General features: G+C 64.4%; 17 protein-coding genes. 8 read left to right on the forward strand and 9 right to left on the reverse strand.

Features of this window, described 5'->3' with window-relative positions; genetic code table 11:
• A partial coding sequence (locus tag ABAC460_RS51120; protein WP_023452796.1) for a hypothetical protein occupies window positions 1-3,504 on the reverse strand: 3,504 nt, incomplete at its 3' end.
• A gap of 234 nt (window positions 3,505-3,738) precedes the next feature.
• On the opposite strand from ABAC460_RS51120, the gene ABAC460_RS32355 reads away from it, so the two are divergent.
• On the forward strand, window positions 3,739-4,236 hold the full coding sequence (locus ABAC460_RS32355; protein WP_023452797.1) for a hypothetical protein: 498 nt from the start codon (window positions 3,739-3,741) through the stop codon (window positions 4,234-4,236).
• Here ABAC460_RS32355 and cysE read toward each other — a convergent pair.
• From cysE to ABAC460_RS32370, 3 genes are all read right to left on the reverse strand, one after another.
• Window positions 4,227-5,054 carry a serine O-acetyltransferase gene (gene cysE, locus ABAC460_RS32360; RefSeq protein WP_023452798.1) on the reverse strand — a complete coding sequence of 276 codons (828 nt, stop codon included), beginning with the start codon at window positions 5,052-5,054 and terminating at the stop codon, window positions 4,227-4,229. The genes ABAC460_RS32355 and cysE overlap by 10 nt on opposite strands.
• 66 nt (window positions 5,055-5,120) lie before the next feature.
• A complete protein-coding gene (locus ABAC460_RS32365) occupies window positions 5,121-6,860 on the reverse strand; it encodes a family 2A encapsulin nanocompartment cargo protein cysteine desulfurase (RefSeq protein WP_200863667.1) in 1,740 nt (579 codons plus the stop codon).
• Window positions 6,847-7,764 carry a family 2A encapsulin nanocompartment shell protein gene (locus ABAC460_RS32370; protein ID WP_023452800.1) on the reverse strand — a complete coding sequence of 306 codons (918 nt, stop codon included), beginning with the start codon at window positions 7,762-7,764 and terminating at the stop codon, window positions 6,847-6,849. Before ABAC460_RS32370 ends, ABAC460_RS32365 begins: the two co-directional genes overlap by 14 nt.
• 251 nt (window positions 7,765-8,015) lie before the next feature.
• Between ABAC460_RS32370 and ABAC460_RS32375 the strand changes: the two genes are divergently transcribed.
• The 4 genes from ABAC460_RS32375 (at window position 8,016) to ABAC460_RS32390 (ending at window position 9,773) form a co-directional block, all read left to right on the forward strand.
• On the forward strand, window positions 8,016-8,435 hold the full coding sequence (locus tag ABAC460_RS32375) for a YeeE/YedE family protein (RefSeq protein ID WP_023452801.1): 420 nt from the start codon (window positions 8,016-8,018) through the stop codon (window positions 8,433-8,435).
• Complete coding sequence (locus ABAC460_RS32380) at window positions 8,435-8,854, forward strand: DUF6691 family protein (RefSeq protein ID WP_023452802.1); 420 nt, start codon at window positions 8,435-8,437, stop codon at window positions 8,852-8,854. The genes ABAC460_RS32375 and ABAC460_RS32380 overlap by 1 nt, the downstream gene beginning before the upstream one ends.
• A 264-nt stretch (window positions 8,855-9,118) precedes the next feature.
• Window positions 9,119-9,547, forward strand: coding sequence for a nucleoside diphosphate kinase regulator (gene rnk / locus ABAC460_RS32385; RefSeq protein ID WP_023452803.1), 429 nt, complete (start codon window positions 9,119-9,121; stop codon window positions 9,545-9,547).
• A gap of 37 nt (window positions 9,548-9,584) precedes the next feature.
• Complete coding sequence (locus tag ABAC460_RS32390; RefSeq protein WP_023452804.1) at window positions 9,585-9,773, forward strand: hypothetical protein; 189 nt, start codon at window positions 9,585-9,587, stop codon at window positions 9,771-9,773.
• 13 nt (window positions 9,774-9,786) lie between these two features.
• Here ABAC460_RS32390 and ABAC460_RS32395 read toward each other — a convergent pair whose 3' ends face one another.
• Window positions 9,787-10,734 carry a glucokinase gene (locus ABAC460_RS32395; RefSeq protein ID WP_023452805.1) on the reverse strand — a complete coding sequence of 316 codons (948 nt, stop codon included), beginning with the start codon at window positions 10,732-10,734 and terminating at the stop codon, window positions 9,787-9,789.
• Between the two features lie 91 nt (window positions 10,735-10,825).
• Window positions 10,826-11,059 (reverse strand): hypothetical protein, encoded by a 234-nt coding sequence (locus ABAC460_RS32400; RefSeq protein ID WP_155914607.1) that lies wholly within the window; start codon window positions 11,057-11,059, stop codon window positions 10,826-10,828.
• A 118-nt stretch (window positions 11,060-11,177) separates the two neighbouring features.
• Here ABAC460_RS32400 and ABAC460_RS32405 point away from each other — a divergent pair, with 118 nt between their 5' ends.
• From ABAC460_RS32405 to ABAC460_RS32415, 3 genes are all read left to right on the forward strand, one after another.
• On the forward strand, window positions 11,178-12,893 hold the full coding sequence (locus ABAC460_RS32405; RefSeq protein WP_023452807.1) for a methyl-accepting chemotaxis protein: 1,716 nt from the start codon (window positions 11,178-11,180) through the stop codon (window positions 12,891-12,893).
• A 94-nt stretch (window positions 12,894-12,987) separates the two neighbouring features.
• Complete coding sequence (locus ABAC460_RS32410) at window positions 12,988-14,124, forward strand: carbohydrate porin (RefSeq protein WP_023452808.1); 1,137 nt, start codon at window positions 12,988-12,990, stop codon at window positions 14,122-14,124.
• 113 nt (window positions 14,125-14,237) lie between these two features.
• Window positions 14,238-14,681, forward strand: coding sequence for a low affinity iron permease family protein (locus ABAC460_RS32415; RefSeq protein WP_023452809.1), 444 nt, complete (start codon window positions 14,238-14,240; stop codon window positions 14,679-14,681).
• A 66-nt stretch (window positions 14,682-14,747) separates the two neighbouring features.
• Here the strand turns inward: ABAC460_RS32415 and ABAC460_RS32420 are convergent, their stop codons facing one another.
• The 3 genes from ABAC460_RS32420 to ABAC460_RS32430 are packed head-to-tail and all read right to left on the reverse strand — an operon-like array spanning window position 14,748 to window position 18,186.
• Entirely contained in the window at window positions 14,748-15,698 is a 951-nt protein-coding gene (locus ABAC460_RS32420; RefSeq protein WP_023452810.1) for an N-acetylglucosamine kinase, read from the reverse strand.
• 3 nt (window positions 15,699-15,701) lie between these two features.
• Entirely contained in the window at window positions 15,702-16,883 is a 1,182-nt protein-coding gene (locus tag ABAC460_RS32425) for an SIS domain-containing protein (protein ID WP_023452811.1), read from the reverse strand.
• The gene (locus ABAC460_RS32430) at window positions 16,876-18,186 is read right to left on the reverse strand and encodes a D-tagatose-bisphosphate aldolase, class II, non-catalytic subunit (protein WP_023452812.1); all 1,311 of its coding nucleotides are present in this window, start codon (window positions 18,184-18,186) and stop codon (window positions 16,876-16,878) included. The genes ABAC460_RS32425 and ABAC460_RS32430 overlap by 8 nt, the downstream gene beginning before the upstream one ends.
• Window positions 18,187-18,332: the final 146 nt, after the last annotated feature.

Below are 18,332 nucleotides of genomic sequence, written 5' to 3' on the forward strand. Positions count from 1 at the left end.
GTCACCGCCGGCACCGCCGACACCGACGCCGACCGCCACCGCCGTGCCGGACGCGGCCGCGGCCGCAACGGTCACGTTGAAGCCGCCGTTGCCGCCACCGCCGCCGACCGACTGAGTCAGCAGGCCGGTCGAGAAGGCACCGGTGGTCTGGATGGCGCCGCCCATATTGACGGTGACCTTGTCGCCGAAGCCGCCCTTGCCGCCCTTGCCGCCGAGACCCAGCGCGAAAGAGCCCGACGGGCCGTCGACATTGCCCGACACTGCCACTGCGACCGAGAAGCCACCGTTACCGCCGCCGCCGCCGACCGATTGCACGAACACGCCAGCCGAATAGGCGCCTTCGGTGCGGATGACGGCATTGCCGGTCAGGTCGACCAGGCCGCCCTTGCCGCCCTCACCGCCCTTGCCGCCGACCGCGGCCGCCAGGCTGATGCCGTAACCGATGGAGGTTTGCGCGGCAAAACCGCCGGTGCCGCCGCCGCCGCCGACGCTCTGGGCGAAGATGCCCATGGCACGATCGCCTTTGGTGTAGATCAGGGGCGACAGGGTGACGTTCTGGCCGCCGCCCAGGTCGACCGTGCGGTCGAACGAATGGAGCTCGACCTTGCCGCCTTCGCCGCCCTTGCCGCCTTCACCGCCGATCGAGACGCCGACAAAGGCGCTGACCGAGGTCGAGGAGCCTCCGCTGCCTCCGCCGCCGCCGACCGCCTGGGCGAAGATGCCGTGGGAATCGTTGCCGGTGGTGTTCAGGTTGTTGTAATTGTTGACGATGACCGTGCCGGCATTGCCGCCGTCCTTGCCGGCGCCGCCGATGCTGAGCAGGACCGAACCCGAGGTGCCGCCGTCGCCACCGCCGCCACCGATCGACTGGGCATGGATGGCGCTGGAGACCGCGCCTTTGGTGGTGACCGAACCCTTGTTGGTGACCGTGACAGCGCCGCCGGTGCTGAGCACGCCGGAACCGCCGGTGCCGCCGATGCTGACCAGGCCGCCCGAGTCACCGCCGGTGCCACCGCCGCCGCCGATGGACTGGGCGAAGATGCCGCGGGCGCGCACGCCCTGGGTGGTGATAATGCCTTCGTTCTCGACATCGACCCGGCCGCCGGCCCCGCCACCGCCGCCCTTGCCGCCCAGCGACACCAGGCCGCCCGAGGCCGAACCCGAACCGCCGCCGCCGCCGAGGCTCTGGGCGAAGATGCCGTCGCTGCCGACTTCGGAGGTCAGGGCCAGGGTCGGGTTGCCGGTGATGATCGAGCCGGTATTTTTCACATAGATTCGGCCGCCGATGCCGCCACCGCCTGCGCTGCCGCCGACCGAGACCAGGCCGCCGGTGCCATTGGCCGCGCCGCCGCCGCCGCCGACGGACTGGGCGAAGATACCGCGCGCCGCCTTGCCGGTGGTGATCAGCCGGCCCGCATTGGTGACCGAGACAAATCCGGCATCACCGCCGCCGTCGCCGGAACCGCCGACGCCGACAATACCCGCGCCGGTGCCGCCGACGCCGCCGCCCTTGCCGACGCTTTCGGCGAAGATGGCGTGGGCGCCTGTGCCCTGGGTGGTGATGGAGGTATCGGCCATGGTGACCACGACAACCTCGCCGCCATCCCCGCCGCCGGCGCCTTTACCGCCGACGCCGCCCAGGCCGCCACCGACCCCGCCGTTACCGCCGCCGCCGCCTATGCTCTGTGCAAAGATGCCGAAGCTGCCGTTCTTAAGTGTGACTATCCGGCCATTGCCTTCCAGACGGGCTTCGGCCTTGCCGCCGTTGCCGGCCGCGCCGCCCTTGCCGCCCAGACCCACCAGGCCGCCGGCATAGCCGCCGTCGCCGCCACCGCCGCCGATGGATTGCGCCACCAAGCCGTAGGCATCGAGGCCAGTGGTCAGGATGGAGCTGCCCTGGCCGCTGAACGCCACGGCCAGGCCGCCATTGCCGCCCTGGCCTGCGCCGTCATTGCCTAGCGCCACGATGCCGATGCTGTCACCGGCCTGGCCGCCGGAGCCGCCGATCGATTGCGCCACGACACCATGGGCGCCCTTGCCTGAAGTGGTGACCGAGGCGAAGTTATACGCCGAGGCATTGCCGCCCGTCCCCGCCTGCAGCGAACTGCCGGGAATACCGACGATGCCGTAGCTGCTGCCGCCCTCGCCGGACTCACCGCCCAGGCTCTGGACCAGGACACCGATGGCGCCGGTACCGGTTGTGGTGATGTTGCCGTAATTGTAGCCGAGCGCCGTACCGCCGCCATTGCCGGCGCCGCCGGTGCCACCCTTGGCGATGCCGAACTGCACCGTGCCGGCAACGCCGCCGGCGCCACTGCGGCTATAGATATGCATGCCGTGGGCTTCGAGACCTTTGGTGGTGACGCTGGTATTATTGGTGACGGTGACATTGCCACCCTTGCCAGCCTTGCCGCCCGAACCGCCGTCGATGCCGAAGCTGAAGGCGGCATCGCCGCCACGGCCGCCACCACCGCCGACGCTGCCGACACGGATACCCGCAATCTTGTCGGAGACGGTTTCGATCAGGCCATGGGTCGACGGAACAGATTTGACGATGTCGGCGGCATCCGCGCCCGGACCGCCGTCGCCGGCCGAGACGCCTATGACGACGCCGAAAATCTTGAAGCCGCCGCCGTTACGGCCGTTGCCGCCATTGGCCGCAGTCTGGACGTCCAGGACAACGTTCTTGTCGCCTGAAGCCGGCGGATTGATGACGATGCCAGGGCCGGGCGGCGGCGGGACGATGAGGCCGACCTCAGCCGACTTGTCGACGAAGGTGACGATATCGCGCTGGACACCGCCGGCGCCTTCGACGCGGATCTTGGTCGCCTGGCCGGTCAGGGCATTGATGGTGACGCCGACGACCTTGACCTTGGTGGTACCGCCGTCGATGGTCGGGTCGATAATTTCCTTCTTGTCGGTCGCGTCCTTGGCTGTCAGGCCCGTCAGGCTGGTCAGGATCAGCAGATACTTGTCGGTGACGACCTTGCCGCCGCCTTCGTTCTTGAGGACAACGCTGCTGACCCCGGTTTCCGGATTGACGATGGTGTCGCCGACCGCGGTGCCAGCGGCGGCCGGGAAGGCCAGGCTCAGACCGGCGGCCAGGCCCAGGCCCAGCAGGGCGGCGCGGACCTGTTTCAGAAGCTTGCGGGTGGAAGAGTCCATCTGGACGGCCTTGGCGCGCGAGGCCAGGTCGACGACGGCCGCATCCGTGACGGATTGCACCGGCACAGGACGGGTCGCCAGAAGGACCAGGACGGCCAGGGCATCGTGCAGGGATACCAGGACCTCATGCGGGACCTTGGTTTGCGACGTTCCCATCAATTCGGCGATCAGGGCACGGGTGGCTTCCAGGTCACGAATGCCGGAGCTGTACCGGTCGTGGAAGGCGCTGGCCACCGCCGGATCGCGCAGGTCGCTCTGCCATTGGTCGGCGAGCTGTTCCAGATAGGAGACGAGCTTCGTCAGCCGCGCGGCGCGCGACCCTTTTGCTGATTGTGTCAAGTTCGCCCCGCGCGTTCAGTTGGGTAGTTGTTCCGCCGGAGCCCCTGTGAAACTCCGGAACGCTTTACAATTGACCAGCTCTTGCGGCTGACACGCTTAATATGGCGTTAACCATACTTAATCCCCGCGTATATTGTCCAGTCACATCGTACCACGGCCAGGGCGGGCGCGACCTTTTGCCGGCTGTGAGACTCAACCGCCACATGCAACAACGGCACCGTCACGGAGGCCGTCATGCGCGTTATTACCGCCAAGTCTTTACCTGAAAGGTCGTTGCTGACTACCTACCGTAACGGTAAGGCCTATACAGATAGCTACAGCCTGGACCTGGCGTTCGAGGTGACGTTGGCGGCGTATGTCGAAGCCTTCTATACGACTTGGCTGTTCAAGCTGGAGCGACTGGTGCTGGCGACCTTGGTCGGGAGACCATCCAGGGACAGCCAGGCTTTGGCCCTGGCGCGCGGCGACGTCCGGAGGTTCGCCGCCTGGACCGTCGAGGCGCGCGATCATGACCAGATTCTGATGTGCGACTTCCTAGCCAAGACCAAATCATGGCTGATGTGCGACGGCAAGCGCCTCTGGTTCGGAACGGTGATCGTACCCGAAGCCGTCCATTCCAATGGCGAGGCCTATCTCGGTATCGGCTTTCACGCCCTGATCCCATTCCACCGCCTCTATTCAAAAGCGCTGTTACGGGCAGCGGCGCAAAAGCTGATCCGCGCTCACAGCTGAGCGAGTTCTCCGAGGTCCGACACGGTGTGGTCCATGCTGCGGGCGGGATCGTCCTGGGTGCGGGTGGCAACAATCCGCGCCGGCACACCGGCCGCTGTGCAGTGCGGCGGCACGGGCTTCAGCACCACCGAGCCCGAAGCGACCTTGGCATAGGCGCCGACCTCGATATTGCCCAGCACCTTGGCGCCGGCGCCCAGCAGCACGCCTTCGCGGATCTTGGGGTGACGGTCGCCCTGCTGCGCCCCCGTCCCGCCCAGGGTGACGCCGTGCAGCATCGAGACATTGTCCTCGATCACCGCCGTTTCGCCGATGACGATGCCCGTGCCGTGGTCGATGAAGACGCCGCGGCCGATACGCGCCGCCGGGTGGATGTCGATCTGGAACAGCTCCGACACCCGGCTTTGCAGCAGGTAGGCCAGGGCGATCCGGCCTTCGTGCCACAGGCGGTGCGAGAAGCGATGGATCTGCAACGCCAGGAACCCCTTGAAGAACAGGAAGGGCTGGAGGTAGCCACCCGTCGCTGGGTCGCGCTCGAAGACGGCCTGGAGATCGGCTTCGGCATCGGATACCATGCCGGGATCGGCGCGATAGGCGGTCAGTATCATCTCACGCACGGTCATGGCGCGCAGGACGTCTTCGCCGAGACGGCGCGAGATATGGTAGGACAGGGCCGCCGTCATGTCGTCGTGCGACAGGATGGTGGCGTGCAGCAGCGAGGCCAGGGCCGGCTCGGCCACCAGGGTGCGCTCGGCTTCGAAACGCAGCTGCGGCCACACGGACTCGGTTGCCGGAGCCACGGCATGAAGATTTACGGTCATTGTCAAAATTCCAAAGGGGCGCGGCGGACGTGTGTCGTCCGCCGCCACAGCAACCCGTTGGCAGCCCTACTTTTGCAGACTCAGGCGCCGGACGACCTTAGCCAAGGCATCCAGGTCTTCGAAGGTATTGTAGAAGGCGAGCGAAGGCCGCACCGTGGCCTCCAGCCCCATACGGCGCAGGATCGGCTGGGCGCAGTGGTGCCCGGCGCGGACGGCGATGCCCTCGGCGCTGAGAGCCTTGCCGATCTCCGGAACCGTGTGGTTGTCCATCACGAAGGAGATGACGCCGGCCTTGTCGGCCGCCTGCCCGATGATCTTCACGCCCTTGATGTCGGTCAGCAGGTGTGTCCCGTAGACCAGCAGATCATGCTCGTGCGCCGAAATGGCGTCCATGCCGATCCGCATCACGTAGTCGAGCGCGGCGCCCAAACCCACCGCGTCGGCGATATTGCCCGTGCCCGCTTCGAACTTCCACGGGGCGGGGTTGTAACGGATATGTTCGAAGGTGACGTCCTCGATCATGTTGCCGCCGCCCTGCCAGGGCGGCATGGCGTCCAGCACATCCGACTTGCCGTACAGCGCGCCGATGCCGGTCGGTCCGAAGACCTTGTGACCCGAGAAGACGAACAGGTCGGTATCCAGCGCCTGGACGTCCACCGGCATGTGGGAGACGCTCTGGGCGCCGTCCAGCAGAGTGATGGCGCCGACGCGGTGGGCCATGTCGATCATCAGCCGCGCCGGCGTCACCGTACCCAGGGCATTGGAGACGTGGGTAAAGCTGACCAGCTTGACCTTTTCGGTCAGCAGGCGGGCATATTCGTCAATCAGGATCTCGCCCTTGTCGTTGACCGGGGCGACCTTCAGTTTGAAGCCCAGTTCTTCGGCCAGGCGCACCCACGGCACGATATTGGCGTGGTGTTCCAGATGCGAGATGACGACTTCGTCGCCGGGGCCCAGATTGGCGCGGCCCCAGCTTTGGGCGACCAGGTTGATGGCCTCGGTCGTGCCGCGGGCGAAGACGATATTGTCCGTCGACGGGGCGTTGAGGAAACGGCGCACGCTTTCGCGGGCGGCTTCGTAGGCGTCGGTGGCGCGGGCGGCCAGTTCGTGCGCCGCCCGGTGGATGTTCGAGTTTTCGTGCTCGTAGAAATAGCTCAGACGGTCGATGACGGCGCGCGGCTTTTGCGTCGTGGCGCCGTTGTCGAGCCAGACCAGAGGCTTGCCGTTGACCGTCTCCGACAGGATCGGAAAATCCTTGCGGTAAAGTTTGGCGTCGAAGCCCGAAGCGCCGGCGACCGGCAGACCGATCGTTTCGACGGGTGCGGCCGGCGTGGCGACTTGCGGCGTCAGGAAGTAGAAGGACTCCGGCGCAGTGGCCTGCGGGAAACCACCAGACGGCACGGCACCCGGAGCGCCAATCGGCAGGCGGCTGCCGTCGCAGGGAATGTCCAGACCCAGAACCGGGATGGTCAAGCCTTGGGGCGGACCCAGCGGGCGGCCGTAGCCGCCCAGGGCCGGGCTGTGCGGCTTGACCGGCGAGTCGAAGGTCGGCGCGGTGGTGTAGTGCGGCAAGCCGGCGACGGCATCGGCCGGATCGGCCAGGCCAGCGGCCGTGCCGGGCAGGCCCTGCTGGACCGACGTCATGGGGACGGTTGCCTGTGGGATCGGAGCGCCGAACTGGGGGCCCGCCGCACCCGGCAGGGCCGAGAACAGGCTGTTGGCCAGATCACTCAACACAGCCAAGTCCTTTGGCAAATCCGCCGCCCCTTCCGGGATCGCCTGCGGATCAAGGTTAGGTGTAGACATGGTACTGATCCACTTCGACGTCATCGAGCACACCTAGGGCGTCATTGGTCAGGACGGCCAGAGAGCAGTAGAGCGAGATCAGGTAAGACGAGATCGCCTTGTTGTTGATGCCCATGAAGCGCACCGACAGCCCCAGCGACTGTTCGCCGGGCAGGTTCGGCTGATACAGGCCGATGACGCCCTGACGGGCCTGGCCCGTGCGGAGCAGCAGAATCTTGGACTTGCCGTTTTCGATCTTGACCTTGTCCGACGGCACCAGCGGAATGCCGCGCCAGGTCAGGAAGGGCGAGCCATAGATCGACACGGTGGGGGGCGGGACGCCGCGGCGGGTACATTCACGGCCGAACGCCGCGATCGCCTTGGGGTGGGCCAGGAAGAAGGCCGGCTGTTTCCAGACGCGCGAAATCAGTTCGTCCAGGTCGTCCGGGGTCGGGCGGCCGTTGCGGGTCGAGATGCGGTGTTGCGGCGAGACATTGGCCAGAAGGCCGTATTCGGCATTGTTGATCAGTTCGCTTTCCTGGCGCTCCTTGATCGTCTCGATGGTCAGGCGCAGCTGTTCGGCGATCTGGGGATGCGGCACGCTGTACAGGTCGGAAACGCGGGTGTGGACTTCGACCACGGCGTTGACGGCGCTGAGCAGGATTTCGCGCGGATTTTCGTCATAGTCGACGAAGGTATTGGGCAGGATGCGTTCGTCGCGGGCCGAGCAATCGACCTCGATCGTGCTCTCGTCCTTGACCTTGTTGAGGCGGAAGATACCGGCTTCGACCGGGACCCACTCCAGGAAGTGGACCAGCCAGCGCGGGGTGATGGTGGACAGTTGCGCGGTGGTCTTGGTCGCGTTGGCTAACTGACGCGCGGCCACATCGCCGAGCGCAGTCGGCGCGAAGGATTCATCTGCCATGAGAGTATGCGGAGCCTTTGGAATATAAGGTGAGAGAGCGGAAGAACCTGCTGCCCTCATAGGCTCGGCGGTGAGGTATTTCTTATTGAGTTCGCAGCTGCGAAGCAAGCCGTTTCGCGAAATATTTTTCGCGAAAATAACACCAATTCAATGCGTTATAAAGAAAATTCAATTGGTGCAGTATTTGACCGCGCAACCACTTCGATCGGCTATAATGTTGATCTGACGACGAATTTTTACGGAATACCCCTATGGATTCTCAGATTTTGGCGGCGGCGCTTCTGGGCGGCGCTATGATCGGCCTGGCCGCGGGCGGGCTGTATCTGACCACCGGACGCATTGCCGGGATCAGCAGCCTTTACGGCGATGCCGTGCTGCGCCGGCCGCAAGCCTGGCGATGGCTGTTTCTGGCGGGCTTGATCCTGGCCGGATTGTTAGCGAGGCCGCTGGGTCTGACCGTGCCGGAAGCACTGGGACATGGTCCGCTGTGGCTGGCGGCGGCGGGACTGCTGGTCGGTTTCGGCACCCGGCTGGGCAATGGGTGCACCAGCGGCCATGGCGTCTGCGGACTGGCGCGGCTGTCGTGGCGGTCGCTAACGGCAGTGCTGGTCTTCATGGCCACCGCGGGCGTGACCGTCTATGTCGTCCGCCACATCCTGAAGGCGGCGTGATGAAGATCGCGGATATCGTCCTGCCCCTGGGGTTCGGTTTGCTGTTCGGGCTGGGGCTGATCGTGTCCGGTATGATCGATACGGCCAATGTCCTGGGATTCCTCGATATCGCCGGAGACTGGCGTCCGGCCCTGGCCCTGGTCATGGGTGGCGCCGTCGCGGTGGCCTTGCCTCTGTTTCAATGGACCCGCCGGCGCGGCAAGGCGTTCAACGGCGCCGAACCGGAAAGCCCGCCCGCGCGGATCGACCGGCGGCTGATTGTCGGCGCCGGCATCTTCGGTATCGGCTGGGGCCTCAGCGGCATCTGTCCTGGCCCCGGTATCGTCTGGCTGGGCCTCGGTATCGATCAGGTCTGGCCGTTCCTGGTCGCGGTCGCGGCCGGCGCATGGCTGGCCGACCGACTGCCGCAGAGGCGGTAAGTTTACCGCACGTGATTTGACATAGGCCAACGTCCCGCTATGGTGGCTCCATGCCGATACGCGCGCTTCTCACCCTTGCCAATTCCCTGAAGGGATATCCCGTCACGGGATCATAACCCGAAGCTCGGCCCTGCGCCCCCCGAGCTTCGGGGCAAGCGCATTGTTTTCGATCGTCCCCGCACGTCGAGTTCTGCCCTCCGGCGCACGCAATTCCTTCCCATGAACCTCAGGACCGTCGCGTCCTGAAAAATTTGTGTGCACAACATGACCTATCTGAATACCCGCCCGGGCCGTTCCGCCCCCCTGCCCCACATCCTGATCGGATGGGACGACTTCGAAACCCTGAACCGCCTGGCCGATGCCGCCACCGGTGATCTCGAACTCGCCGCGCAATACCTGCGCCGCGAACTGGACCGCGCCGCCGTCGTGGCAACGATGAAGCTCAACCCGGCCGTGGTGCGGCTTGGCTCGGTCGTCAGCTATGCCGCCGGCACCGGCGCGCAACGCACCGTGCAACTGGTCCTGCCGGGTGAGGCTGATATCTCGGCCGGCCGGATTTCCATCCTGACGCCGGTCGGCGCCGCCCTGATCGGCCTGCGCGCCGGCCAGACCATTACCTTCACCACGGCCCAGGGCCGTCAGCAAAGCCTGGAGGTCTTCGGGGTGGATCAGGCACCTCCCGCCAAAGCTTGACAAGACCTTGTCCAACCTTTCCAAATACAGGCCACAGATGCAAAATCCAGATGATATAACCCCCGCGACACCGCCGCCCGCCGATTGCCCGCGCCAGTACCAGGCCGACTATATCGGCAATTCCTCCGTTGGCGGCCGACGCCTGGCCATCCTGTTCGCCGTCATTCTCGGCGTTGCGGCTTTGGCGGCGGGCGGCTGGGCACTGCTGCAGGCCATGACCTCATGAACCCGATGCGGATCTAGTCATATAAGGTAGCCAGGCCGGCCAGTTCCAGTTCGCAGGCGCGGGTGCGGAAGACCGGCACCTGGCGGACATAGTCGCTGCGCGGGCCCTTGTCGTAGTAGCGCTGTGTGAAGCGTTCGGCGTCGAACTGCTCGCCGATCATGTCGAGCAGTGCGCCGGTCAGGTAGACCCCACCCAGAGCGCCCATGATCAGGGCCATGTCACCGGCCATGTCGGCCAGCCAGTCGGTCATGGTGCCGATGGCTTCGGCGGCGCGCGGATCGCCGGCCTTGGCCGCTGCAATGATCTGCGCAGGGGTCAAGGCCGGTGCGTCCTCGCCCGCCACGGCGTGCAGGGCATACCAGATGTCTTTCAAACCGGCGACCGAGATGCCGGATTCGCGCGACATGTGACCGTTCTTCTCACAAATGGCCTGAACCAGCCGCCATTCGCGTTCGGTCTTGACCGGCAGGCCGGAGTGGCCGCCTTCGCCGTGCAGCGCCATCCAGCCGCCGAAACCGTCGCAGACCAGACCCGCCAGACCCAGGCCATGGTGCGGTCCCAGCACAACGATAGCTCCGTCGCCGATCGGATCGCCGCCGCAGATCTGGAGTTTTTCATCGCGGCGCAGGCCAGGCACCGCCAGGGCGCGGGCGACAAAGTTGTTGACGAAATTGACCCGCTGGACCTCGGCCAGGACACGGATGTCATCGCGGTCCAGGCGGTAATCCAGCCCGACCAGGTGCAGCTCGTTGTTCTGTTCCCAGCCCCGTGCCGACAGGGCGGCGCCAACCAGGCCCGAAGTATCGCGTGTTCCCAGAAAGTTGCGCACCGCGTCGTCGAAGACTGCGCGCGTGGGGCATTGCACCCGCATGGGCGTTTCCGGACGGCGTCCCGGCTCGACCAGGGCCAGTCCGATCTCCGGCGCCAGCGACAGATCGCACAGCAATACCTTGTCACTCATGGCTTACTCCCCGTACCGGCGTCTCTGACGGACGCCTGGGGATATTATGGCGCAAAGGTCATAATAATTCGCAAACCTTGGGTTGATCTTACTAGCCGCGCCGGCAGGTGCGGCGCGCCTTCAATTCCGATACGTTCACCTGGTTTCGCAATACGGCGCGCTGACGCGCACCTCCATTGCGATAGGCAGCGGCGCTGGTTTTCGCCCGGCTGGCATCCGCCAGGCATTGCCTCGCCGGATCGGCGCTGCGGTCCGGCTGGGCGAAAGCCACCGACGCGAGGCTGGTCAGAATCAGAGCCAGAGGGATCAAACGAATACGGGACACAAGCCACTCCTAACGGAAAATATCCACGGACACGCAGCAAGAAGGGTGCCAGGATTAATCGCGGTTAACCCTCTCTTCAAGGCTTCGAAGCTACAGTTTGGCACGTTCGCGAGGTCCAATGAAAACTCTGTCTCAACGCGTTAAAGCCTTTTCGGCTGTTCTGGTCCTGGGTATCGGCGCCGCAGGGTTGTTCATCTTTCTGGCTCAGAATCACCAGATCAGCCTGGCGCAACAGGCGGACGCCGCGCGCGACCGCGAGGCGATGATGTCGGATCTGGCCCTCACCACCAAACAGATTCAGGTTCACGTCGTTCAGGTGCAACAGTTCCTGACAGACGTGTCTGCTACGCGGAGTCTCGACGGTCTGGACGACGGACCCGCGCAGGCAGAAGCCAACGCCAAAGCCTTCGAGGAGACAGTCACGCGGGCGGAAGGCCTGGCGAAGTCCCTGGACCTGCCTAAAACCCAGGCCGCTCTGAAAGAGACCCAGGGACTATTTCCGGATTATTATCGCGAAGGCCAGGTGATGGCAGACGCCTATGTCCGTGAAGGTACCGCCGCCGGCAACGCCCATATGGGTCGCTTTGATGCGGCGTCGGCGGCGCTTTATGGCGGGCTGAACCGCGTGATCGACGACGTTCAGCGCAATGGTGACCAGATTTCCGAACAGGCCGATGCCGCCGTCATCGCCAGCACCGCCAATGCACGGCTGCTGCGCAACCTGTCAGTTGCGGGTGTAATCTTGATGGCGAGTCTGTTGATTGCCTATGCCGTCTACATACTTCGCGCCTTGGTCACCCCCCTGACTCAGTTCGCCGGCCAGCTTGATGAAATCGCGGCTGACAAGCTGGACGTTCGCGTCCTGCACACTGGGCGCACAGATGAAGTCGGGCACGTTGCGAGAGCTATCGACGGTTTTCGCAAGGCAGAGATTGAGTTCCGAGGGCGCGAATCCGTGGAAAATGCCGCGCGGCAGGAACGCCGCGACCGACGCGAGCGTCTGGAAGCCGCAATTGCAATGTTTCGCGATCGAGTTGCCAGCGTGATGCAGTCCATCGACAGCAGCACCAACCAGATGGATGCCGTCACCCGCAGCCTGACCGAGATCTCGGACTCAACCGCACTTCAGTCGCGTAGCGCCGCCAGTTCAACCCACGAAGCCACAGACAACGTCCAGATCGTCGCGGCAGCTGCGGAGGAACTGGCCGCCTCTATTGCCGATATCAGCGACAAGATCGGCCTGTCGCAGACGGTCGTGCGCAAGACCGGTCAGGTGACAGCCGACAGTGAACGCAATATCGCCCGACTGGCGCAAGCCTCAGAGCGCATAGGCGACATCGTCGGCCTGATTCAGAGCATCTCGGCGCAAACCAACCTGCTCGCGCTTAACGCCACGATCGAAGCCGCCCGCGCCGGTGATGCCGGCAAGGGTTTTGCGGTCGTCGCGTCCGAGGTCAAGGCGCTGGCCAGCCAGACCGGCAAGGCCACCGAAGAGATAATCCGGCAGATTCAGGAAATTCAGTCCGAGACGGGCACCGCCGTGCAGTCAATCAAGTCCATCGCCGACCACATGTCGGAAGTGGAACAATATACGCTCGCCATCTCCGAGGCCGTCGAGCAACAAAGCCGCGCCACGCAGGACATCGCTCAGAACGTGGCCCAGGCGGCCAGTTGTACCGCCATGGCCCAGAACCAGGTTTCGGAAATGGAAGGCGCTGCCATCCAGACGCAGACCTCAGCCGGCGAGGTCGGCGCGACGACGCAGAGTCTGGCCAGGGACAAGGCCGCTCTATCGCAAACGATCGACACCTTCCTCAGCGAAGTCGCCGCCTGAGTTATATCGAAGGCCTTACCACCGCATTAACCTTACATTTCAACGGGATATTTGGGCGTTTACCTTAACATGCGGTAGTCAACCGGAACGCCCTATGAAATCCTTTGCACATCTATTCCCCGCAATCGCGCTTGTCACCTGCGGTCTGGCGAGCCAGGCTTTCGCCGAAGACACCCCAGCGCTTCACTTTGAGGCCGCTGCGACCGTCGATGTGCTCGACAATACCCAAGGCGGTCTGCGCACGGGGGCCTGGGTGATGAGCAACCTCGACCTGACCGCCGACTGGGCCAGCGGTAACGGGTGGGAAGGTTTCGCCTATGTCCTGGCCAATCATCACGGCGGCTTTTCGGAGCGCTATGTCGGCGATGTCCAGGTCTTGTCCAATATCGACGCCCCGCCGGGCGTGCGCCTGATGGAGGCATGGGCGCGCTACACCACAGCTGACGAACGGTTTGTCACCACGGCGGGCATCGTCAATCTGAACGCCATCTTTGACACCCAGCCGATCGGCGGCGTGTTCCTGAATTCTTCAGCCGGCATCGGCGCTGACTACGCCCAGAGTGGTCCGTCCATCTTTCCGGTAACCGGTCTGGCCATTGTCGAGGAGTGGCGCGTCACGGACGCGATACGCCTGCGCGCCGGTTTGTTCGATGGCGTGGCGGGAGATCCGCAGCATGGGTCCGTCTTCACCTCACTTCATGTGGATGCCGAGGAGGGCAGCCACGCCGTGGTCGAGGCTGAATATTTGTTCGACCGCGGTTTTGCCAAGGCCGGCACCTGGTCTTACAGCATTCAGGGGGACCGGCTCGACGGGTCGGGAACAGGGCATCGCACGGGAACTTACGGCCAGTTGGGCCTCTATCTCACACGCGAAAGCGAAGATGACGATCAGGGACTAGCCGCCTGGGTTCGTGCCGGGAGCGCATCTGGCGATGTCCACGACCTGTCCGGCTATATCGGAGGCGGCTTGACCTATACCGGCCCCCTGCCCGGTCGGAACGGCGATGTGGTGGGCCTGGCGGTTTACCGTGCCCAGTTCAGCAAGGCCTGGCAGGCTCTCAATCCCCAAGCCGCGGACGCGGAAACGACTTGGGAAGTCACCTGGCAGGCGCCTGTCGGCTCGCGCCTCGTTATCCAGCCCGACCTGCAATACATTCAAAATCCCGGCGGTTTCGGCGCCAAGGATGCCGTCGTCGCGGGACTGCGGCTACGGATGACCTTCGGCGGTTAAGCACAGAACTCCGGAACCAGCCCCGGATCACTTCCTTACGAAACGCGCGCCATCGACGTGTCGCTATCTGCACCTGTTGCGTTACGCTGACCGGCATGGCGACGGACAGCAAGATGAACAGGAAGCCCGGCATTTTCACACGATTTGCCGGGGCGGTGTCGACCGGAGCGGGAAGCCCCATCGCTTCGCTCCTGGCTTTTGCCTTGGTGGTCGTGTGGGCGGTATCGGGTCCCCTCTTCGGCTTTTCGGAGACGTGGCAACTGGTGATCAATACCGGTACCACCATCATCACCTTCCTGATGGTCTTCGTCATTCAGAGCTCGCAAAATCGCGATACCAAGATCGTTCAGCTTAAGCTGGATGCGCTGATCCACGCCACGTCCGGCGCCAAGGACAAGCTGATGGACCTGGAAAACATGTCGGACAAGGATCTGGAAGCGTTTCACAACAGCTTCCAGCAACTGGCTACCGGCGCCAAAACCGAAATCGACGAACGCGCGGCGAAAAAGCCCCGACGCAGGTCCACGCGCGCTAAGCACTTAGGAGATCCGACATGAGGCGTAATCGGCGGAATTGAGTCTCTCGCTGATGGACGCACTCGTTTACCTACGTCGAGGGTGTTCCTAACCCGGCTGCAGGACCTGAGTGTTCAATCGCGCGGCATAAAGGGTGGCGCCGACGCCAGGGGAATGCAGCGGCTCGACGATGTCATAGGCCGGGTTCAGCGCGCGCAGGTGGCGGCTGAACGGATCGAGGATCAACTGGCCGGTGCGGAACATGCCGCCGGAATAGGATACACGCATGCGCTCGTCGGGCGGGCAATCCAACTGCTGCCGGATGGCGTCGACAATCGCCGCCAGCTCGAAGCCGGCGCGCTCGAAGATACCGCGCGCTGTGGGGTCCCCGGCCTCGACGGCCTTGGCCACCAGTTGCGACATGGCGGCGATCTTGTCGCGCGACGGCGGCTCGCGGCCGAAGACCGCGCCGCAGATGTCGAGATCGATCTTCAGCTCCATCGCTTCCATGAAAACGTCGTAGAGCGGCCCCTTGGGCAGGCGGCCGTCGCCCATCCGTGAAAAGGCGTTCAGGCCCTGGACCGCGACCCAGTGGGCCGAGCCTTCGTCGGAGAAGATTTCGCCCCAGCCGCCGCCGCGCGCCGACTTGCCGCGGCGTTCGCCGTAGCCGATCGAACCCGTGCCGGCGACGATGTTGATGCCGTCCTCGCCGCCCAAAGACCCGGCCCAGCCGCAGATCATGTCGTTGCCGCAGCGATAGCGGTGATGGCCCAGGACGGCTTCGGGGATGACGTCGAGAAAGGCTTGGGCGTGGGAATCCTCGCCATAGGCCGGCAGGCCGAAAAAGGCGTAGGCCACGTCCTGCAGCGTCGCATGGACGGCGGCGAGGACCGCGCCGACACCTTCGGCCAGCAATTCATGCAGGCCATCGAAGCCGATCTGGATATAGTAGCTGGGGCCCAGTTGATGGGTGGCGACGATGGTCCCGGCTTCATCGGCCAGGACGAAGCCGGTCTTGGTGCCGCCACCGTCGACGCCGAGGAAATAGGGCCCGGCCATGGGTTACCGGCCTTCGATCGAGTGGATGCGCACGCCCTGGACGACGCGATTGACCGTACCCGAGGCATTGGGCTTGTCCGGCGTCAGGTTGTGGCGCAACGACTGGTAAAAGGCAAATATCTGCGGCGCCACGATATAGGGAAACAGCAGGTCGGCGTCGCCGGCGGTTTCCAGGCCCTTGACGCGGATGATGTCGGCGGTGTCCAGCCCGACCCCGTCCTGGGCGGTGATGGCCACCACGCGCGCGGCGTCGTTGTCGCGGCGCAGTTCATCCAGCAGGTCGGCGTCGTAGGAGCGGGTATAGGCGTCGTTGGAGAAGAAGACGACGACCAGGGTCTTGGCGTTGACGATGGTTTTCGGGCCGTGGCGGAAGCCCAGCGGCGAGTCGAACATGGTCACCAGGGCGCCGTTGGTCAGCTCCAGCAGCTTCAGGCCGCTTTCGCGCGCCAGGCCCTGGAAGATGTGGCTGCCGAGATAGACGATGCGCTCATAGCCTTCGCCGGCGGCGGTCTTCAGCATGTCGCTGTAGTCCGCGATCGCGCCCTGGGTCGCTTCAGCGATGGCGTCGACGCGCGGCTGCAGCTTTTCGACACCGGTAAAGGCCGACAGCGCTGCAAAGGTCATGCATGAGAAGCTGGAGGTCATGGCGAAGCTGCGGTCGTGGGTCGCTTCGGGCAGCAGTATGGTGAGGCCGCGGCCGCCGGCGGCATAGCCAGCCAGGGCGCCCTCTTCGTTGCAGGTGATGACCAGGTGCTGCAGGGTGGTGACGAAGCGGTCGGCCAGTTCGACGGCGGCAACGCTTTCGGGGCTATTGCCGGAACGGCCGAAGGAGACCAGCAAGGTCGGGGTGTCGGCTTCGAAATAGAGCTGCGGGGCGCAGACCAGGTCGGTCGTCGGGATGGCCTCGACCCGGCGCTTCAGTTCGGTGGCCAGGACCGGCGCCAGGCAGGTCCCGATAAAGGCCGAGGTGCCGGCGCCCGTCAGGATGACCCGGGCATTGGCAGGCGCCAGGACGGTTTTGAGAAACGCGGCGATTTCGTCGCGGCGCGCAAACAGCAGGGCCTGGGTTTCGCGGAGCATCTGCGGCTGCTGCGCGATCTCGCGCGCGGTCCACAATCCGCCCCGTTGCTCCAGGGTCTTTTCATCGAAGCCGAAAAGCGCTTCGTTTATGAGGGTGTCAGGCATAAGCCGGCTCCGGGGATACTACGGTCAATGGGGTACAGGCCGCCTGGTAACCGTCGAGGGTCGCGCCGATGTGGGCGATGACGAGGTTGGCGGGAGACAGCGTCAATCCACCGCTGCGCAGCGCCGCATAGGCGTCGGGCAGGTACTGGCTGATCAAGGCCAGGGCGGGCGGATTGGCGCTGAGGTTTATGAACATGGTCTCCTGGGCCGCGGTGATGGCCGGATCCGGCCAGTAGTAACGAATGCGGTCGGACAGACTATATTGCAAATCGAAACGCAGTTCAGCGTCTTTTGTATGATAATATTTCGCCCAGTTGCGCGGCTCGGCCGTCATGCGGTCGATGGTCACCTGGCGGAAGCCGGAGCGCTTTTCCGGCGCGATCCATTCCTGTTCGATGGCATCCAGCGCCCACAGGGCTTCGCGCAGGGCAAAGGTGACACCGGGGCCGACCTTCAGGATGGCGAAATGGTCCTCGACCAGGTGTTTCAGTGCCTGCGGCGTCTGGTAGTCGGTCGAATGGGCTTCGAACAGCAAGCCCGGCAGGAATTCGATGGCGCGGCTTAAGGCCAGGGCTTTCGGACGGTTATAGTCGATGACCTTACGGTGGTCGAATTCGACGCCGGGTTGGACCACGGTGGCGACCACGCGCTTCCAGGCGTCGTTCAGGCCGTTCTCGGCAAAGATAGCGCGGTGGGTTTCGATGGTGGCCAGGGCGGCGACCGGCGTGGTGACTTCCAGTTCCGGCAGGTCTTCGGCGGCGCCACCGGGAACCGGGACTTCGGTGCCGATAACATAGACGCACTTTTCACCACCGACCTTCGCCTGGGTGTCCTCGGCAATGCGGATGAGGCGGGCGGCGCGGCGGGCGATGGTGTCTTCGGGCAGGGGCACCGGATCGTCGGCGCACGACATCGAGCAGTCGGCGTGGATCTTGCGGAAGCCGGCGGCGACGTAATGTTCGATCAGGATATCGGCCTTTTTCATCGCTTCGTCGGCGGTGAGCGCGGTCCACGGGTTGGGGCCCAGGTGGTCGCCGCCCAGGATGATGCCGTGGCGGGGGAAACCGGTGCGGTCGGCTATGGCGTAGACGAATTCACGGAAATCATCCGGCGTCATGCCGGTATAGCCGCCGTCCTGGTTGACCTGATTGCAGGTGGCTTCGATCAAGGTGACGTCCAGGTTTGAGGCCAGGGCGTGAACGAACGCGGCCTCGATCACCAGGGGGTGGGCGGAACAGACTGAATAGATGCCGCAGGGCGTTCCCGCCTTATGTCGCGCAACCAGATCAAGCATAGCCTTCATAGCAGGAGGCTCCTTACGTAACAGTGTCTTGTTGAGTCAGGTGTAGCCTATAGCGAAGCGCAACGCAACCAAAACAATGAAAACGAAACATATAAAATTTCGATCTATGTGAAATATTGTCCGAAGTACAAGGCGTCTCATTCTCC

It is taken from the genome of Asticcacaulis sp. AC460 (assembly GCF_000495795.1).
GTDB lineage: Bacteria > Pseudomonadota > Alphaproteobacteria > Caulobacterales > Caulobacteraceae > Asticcacaulis.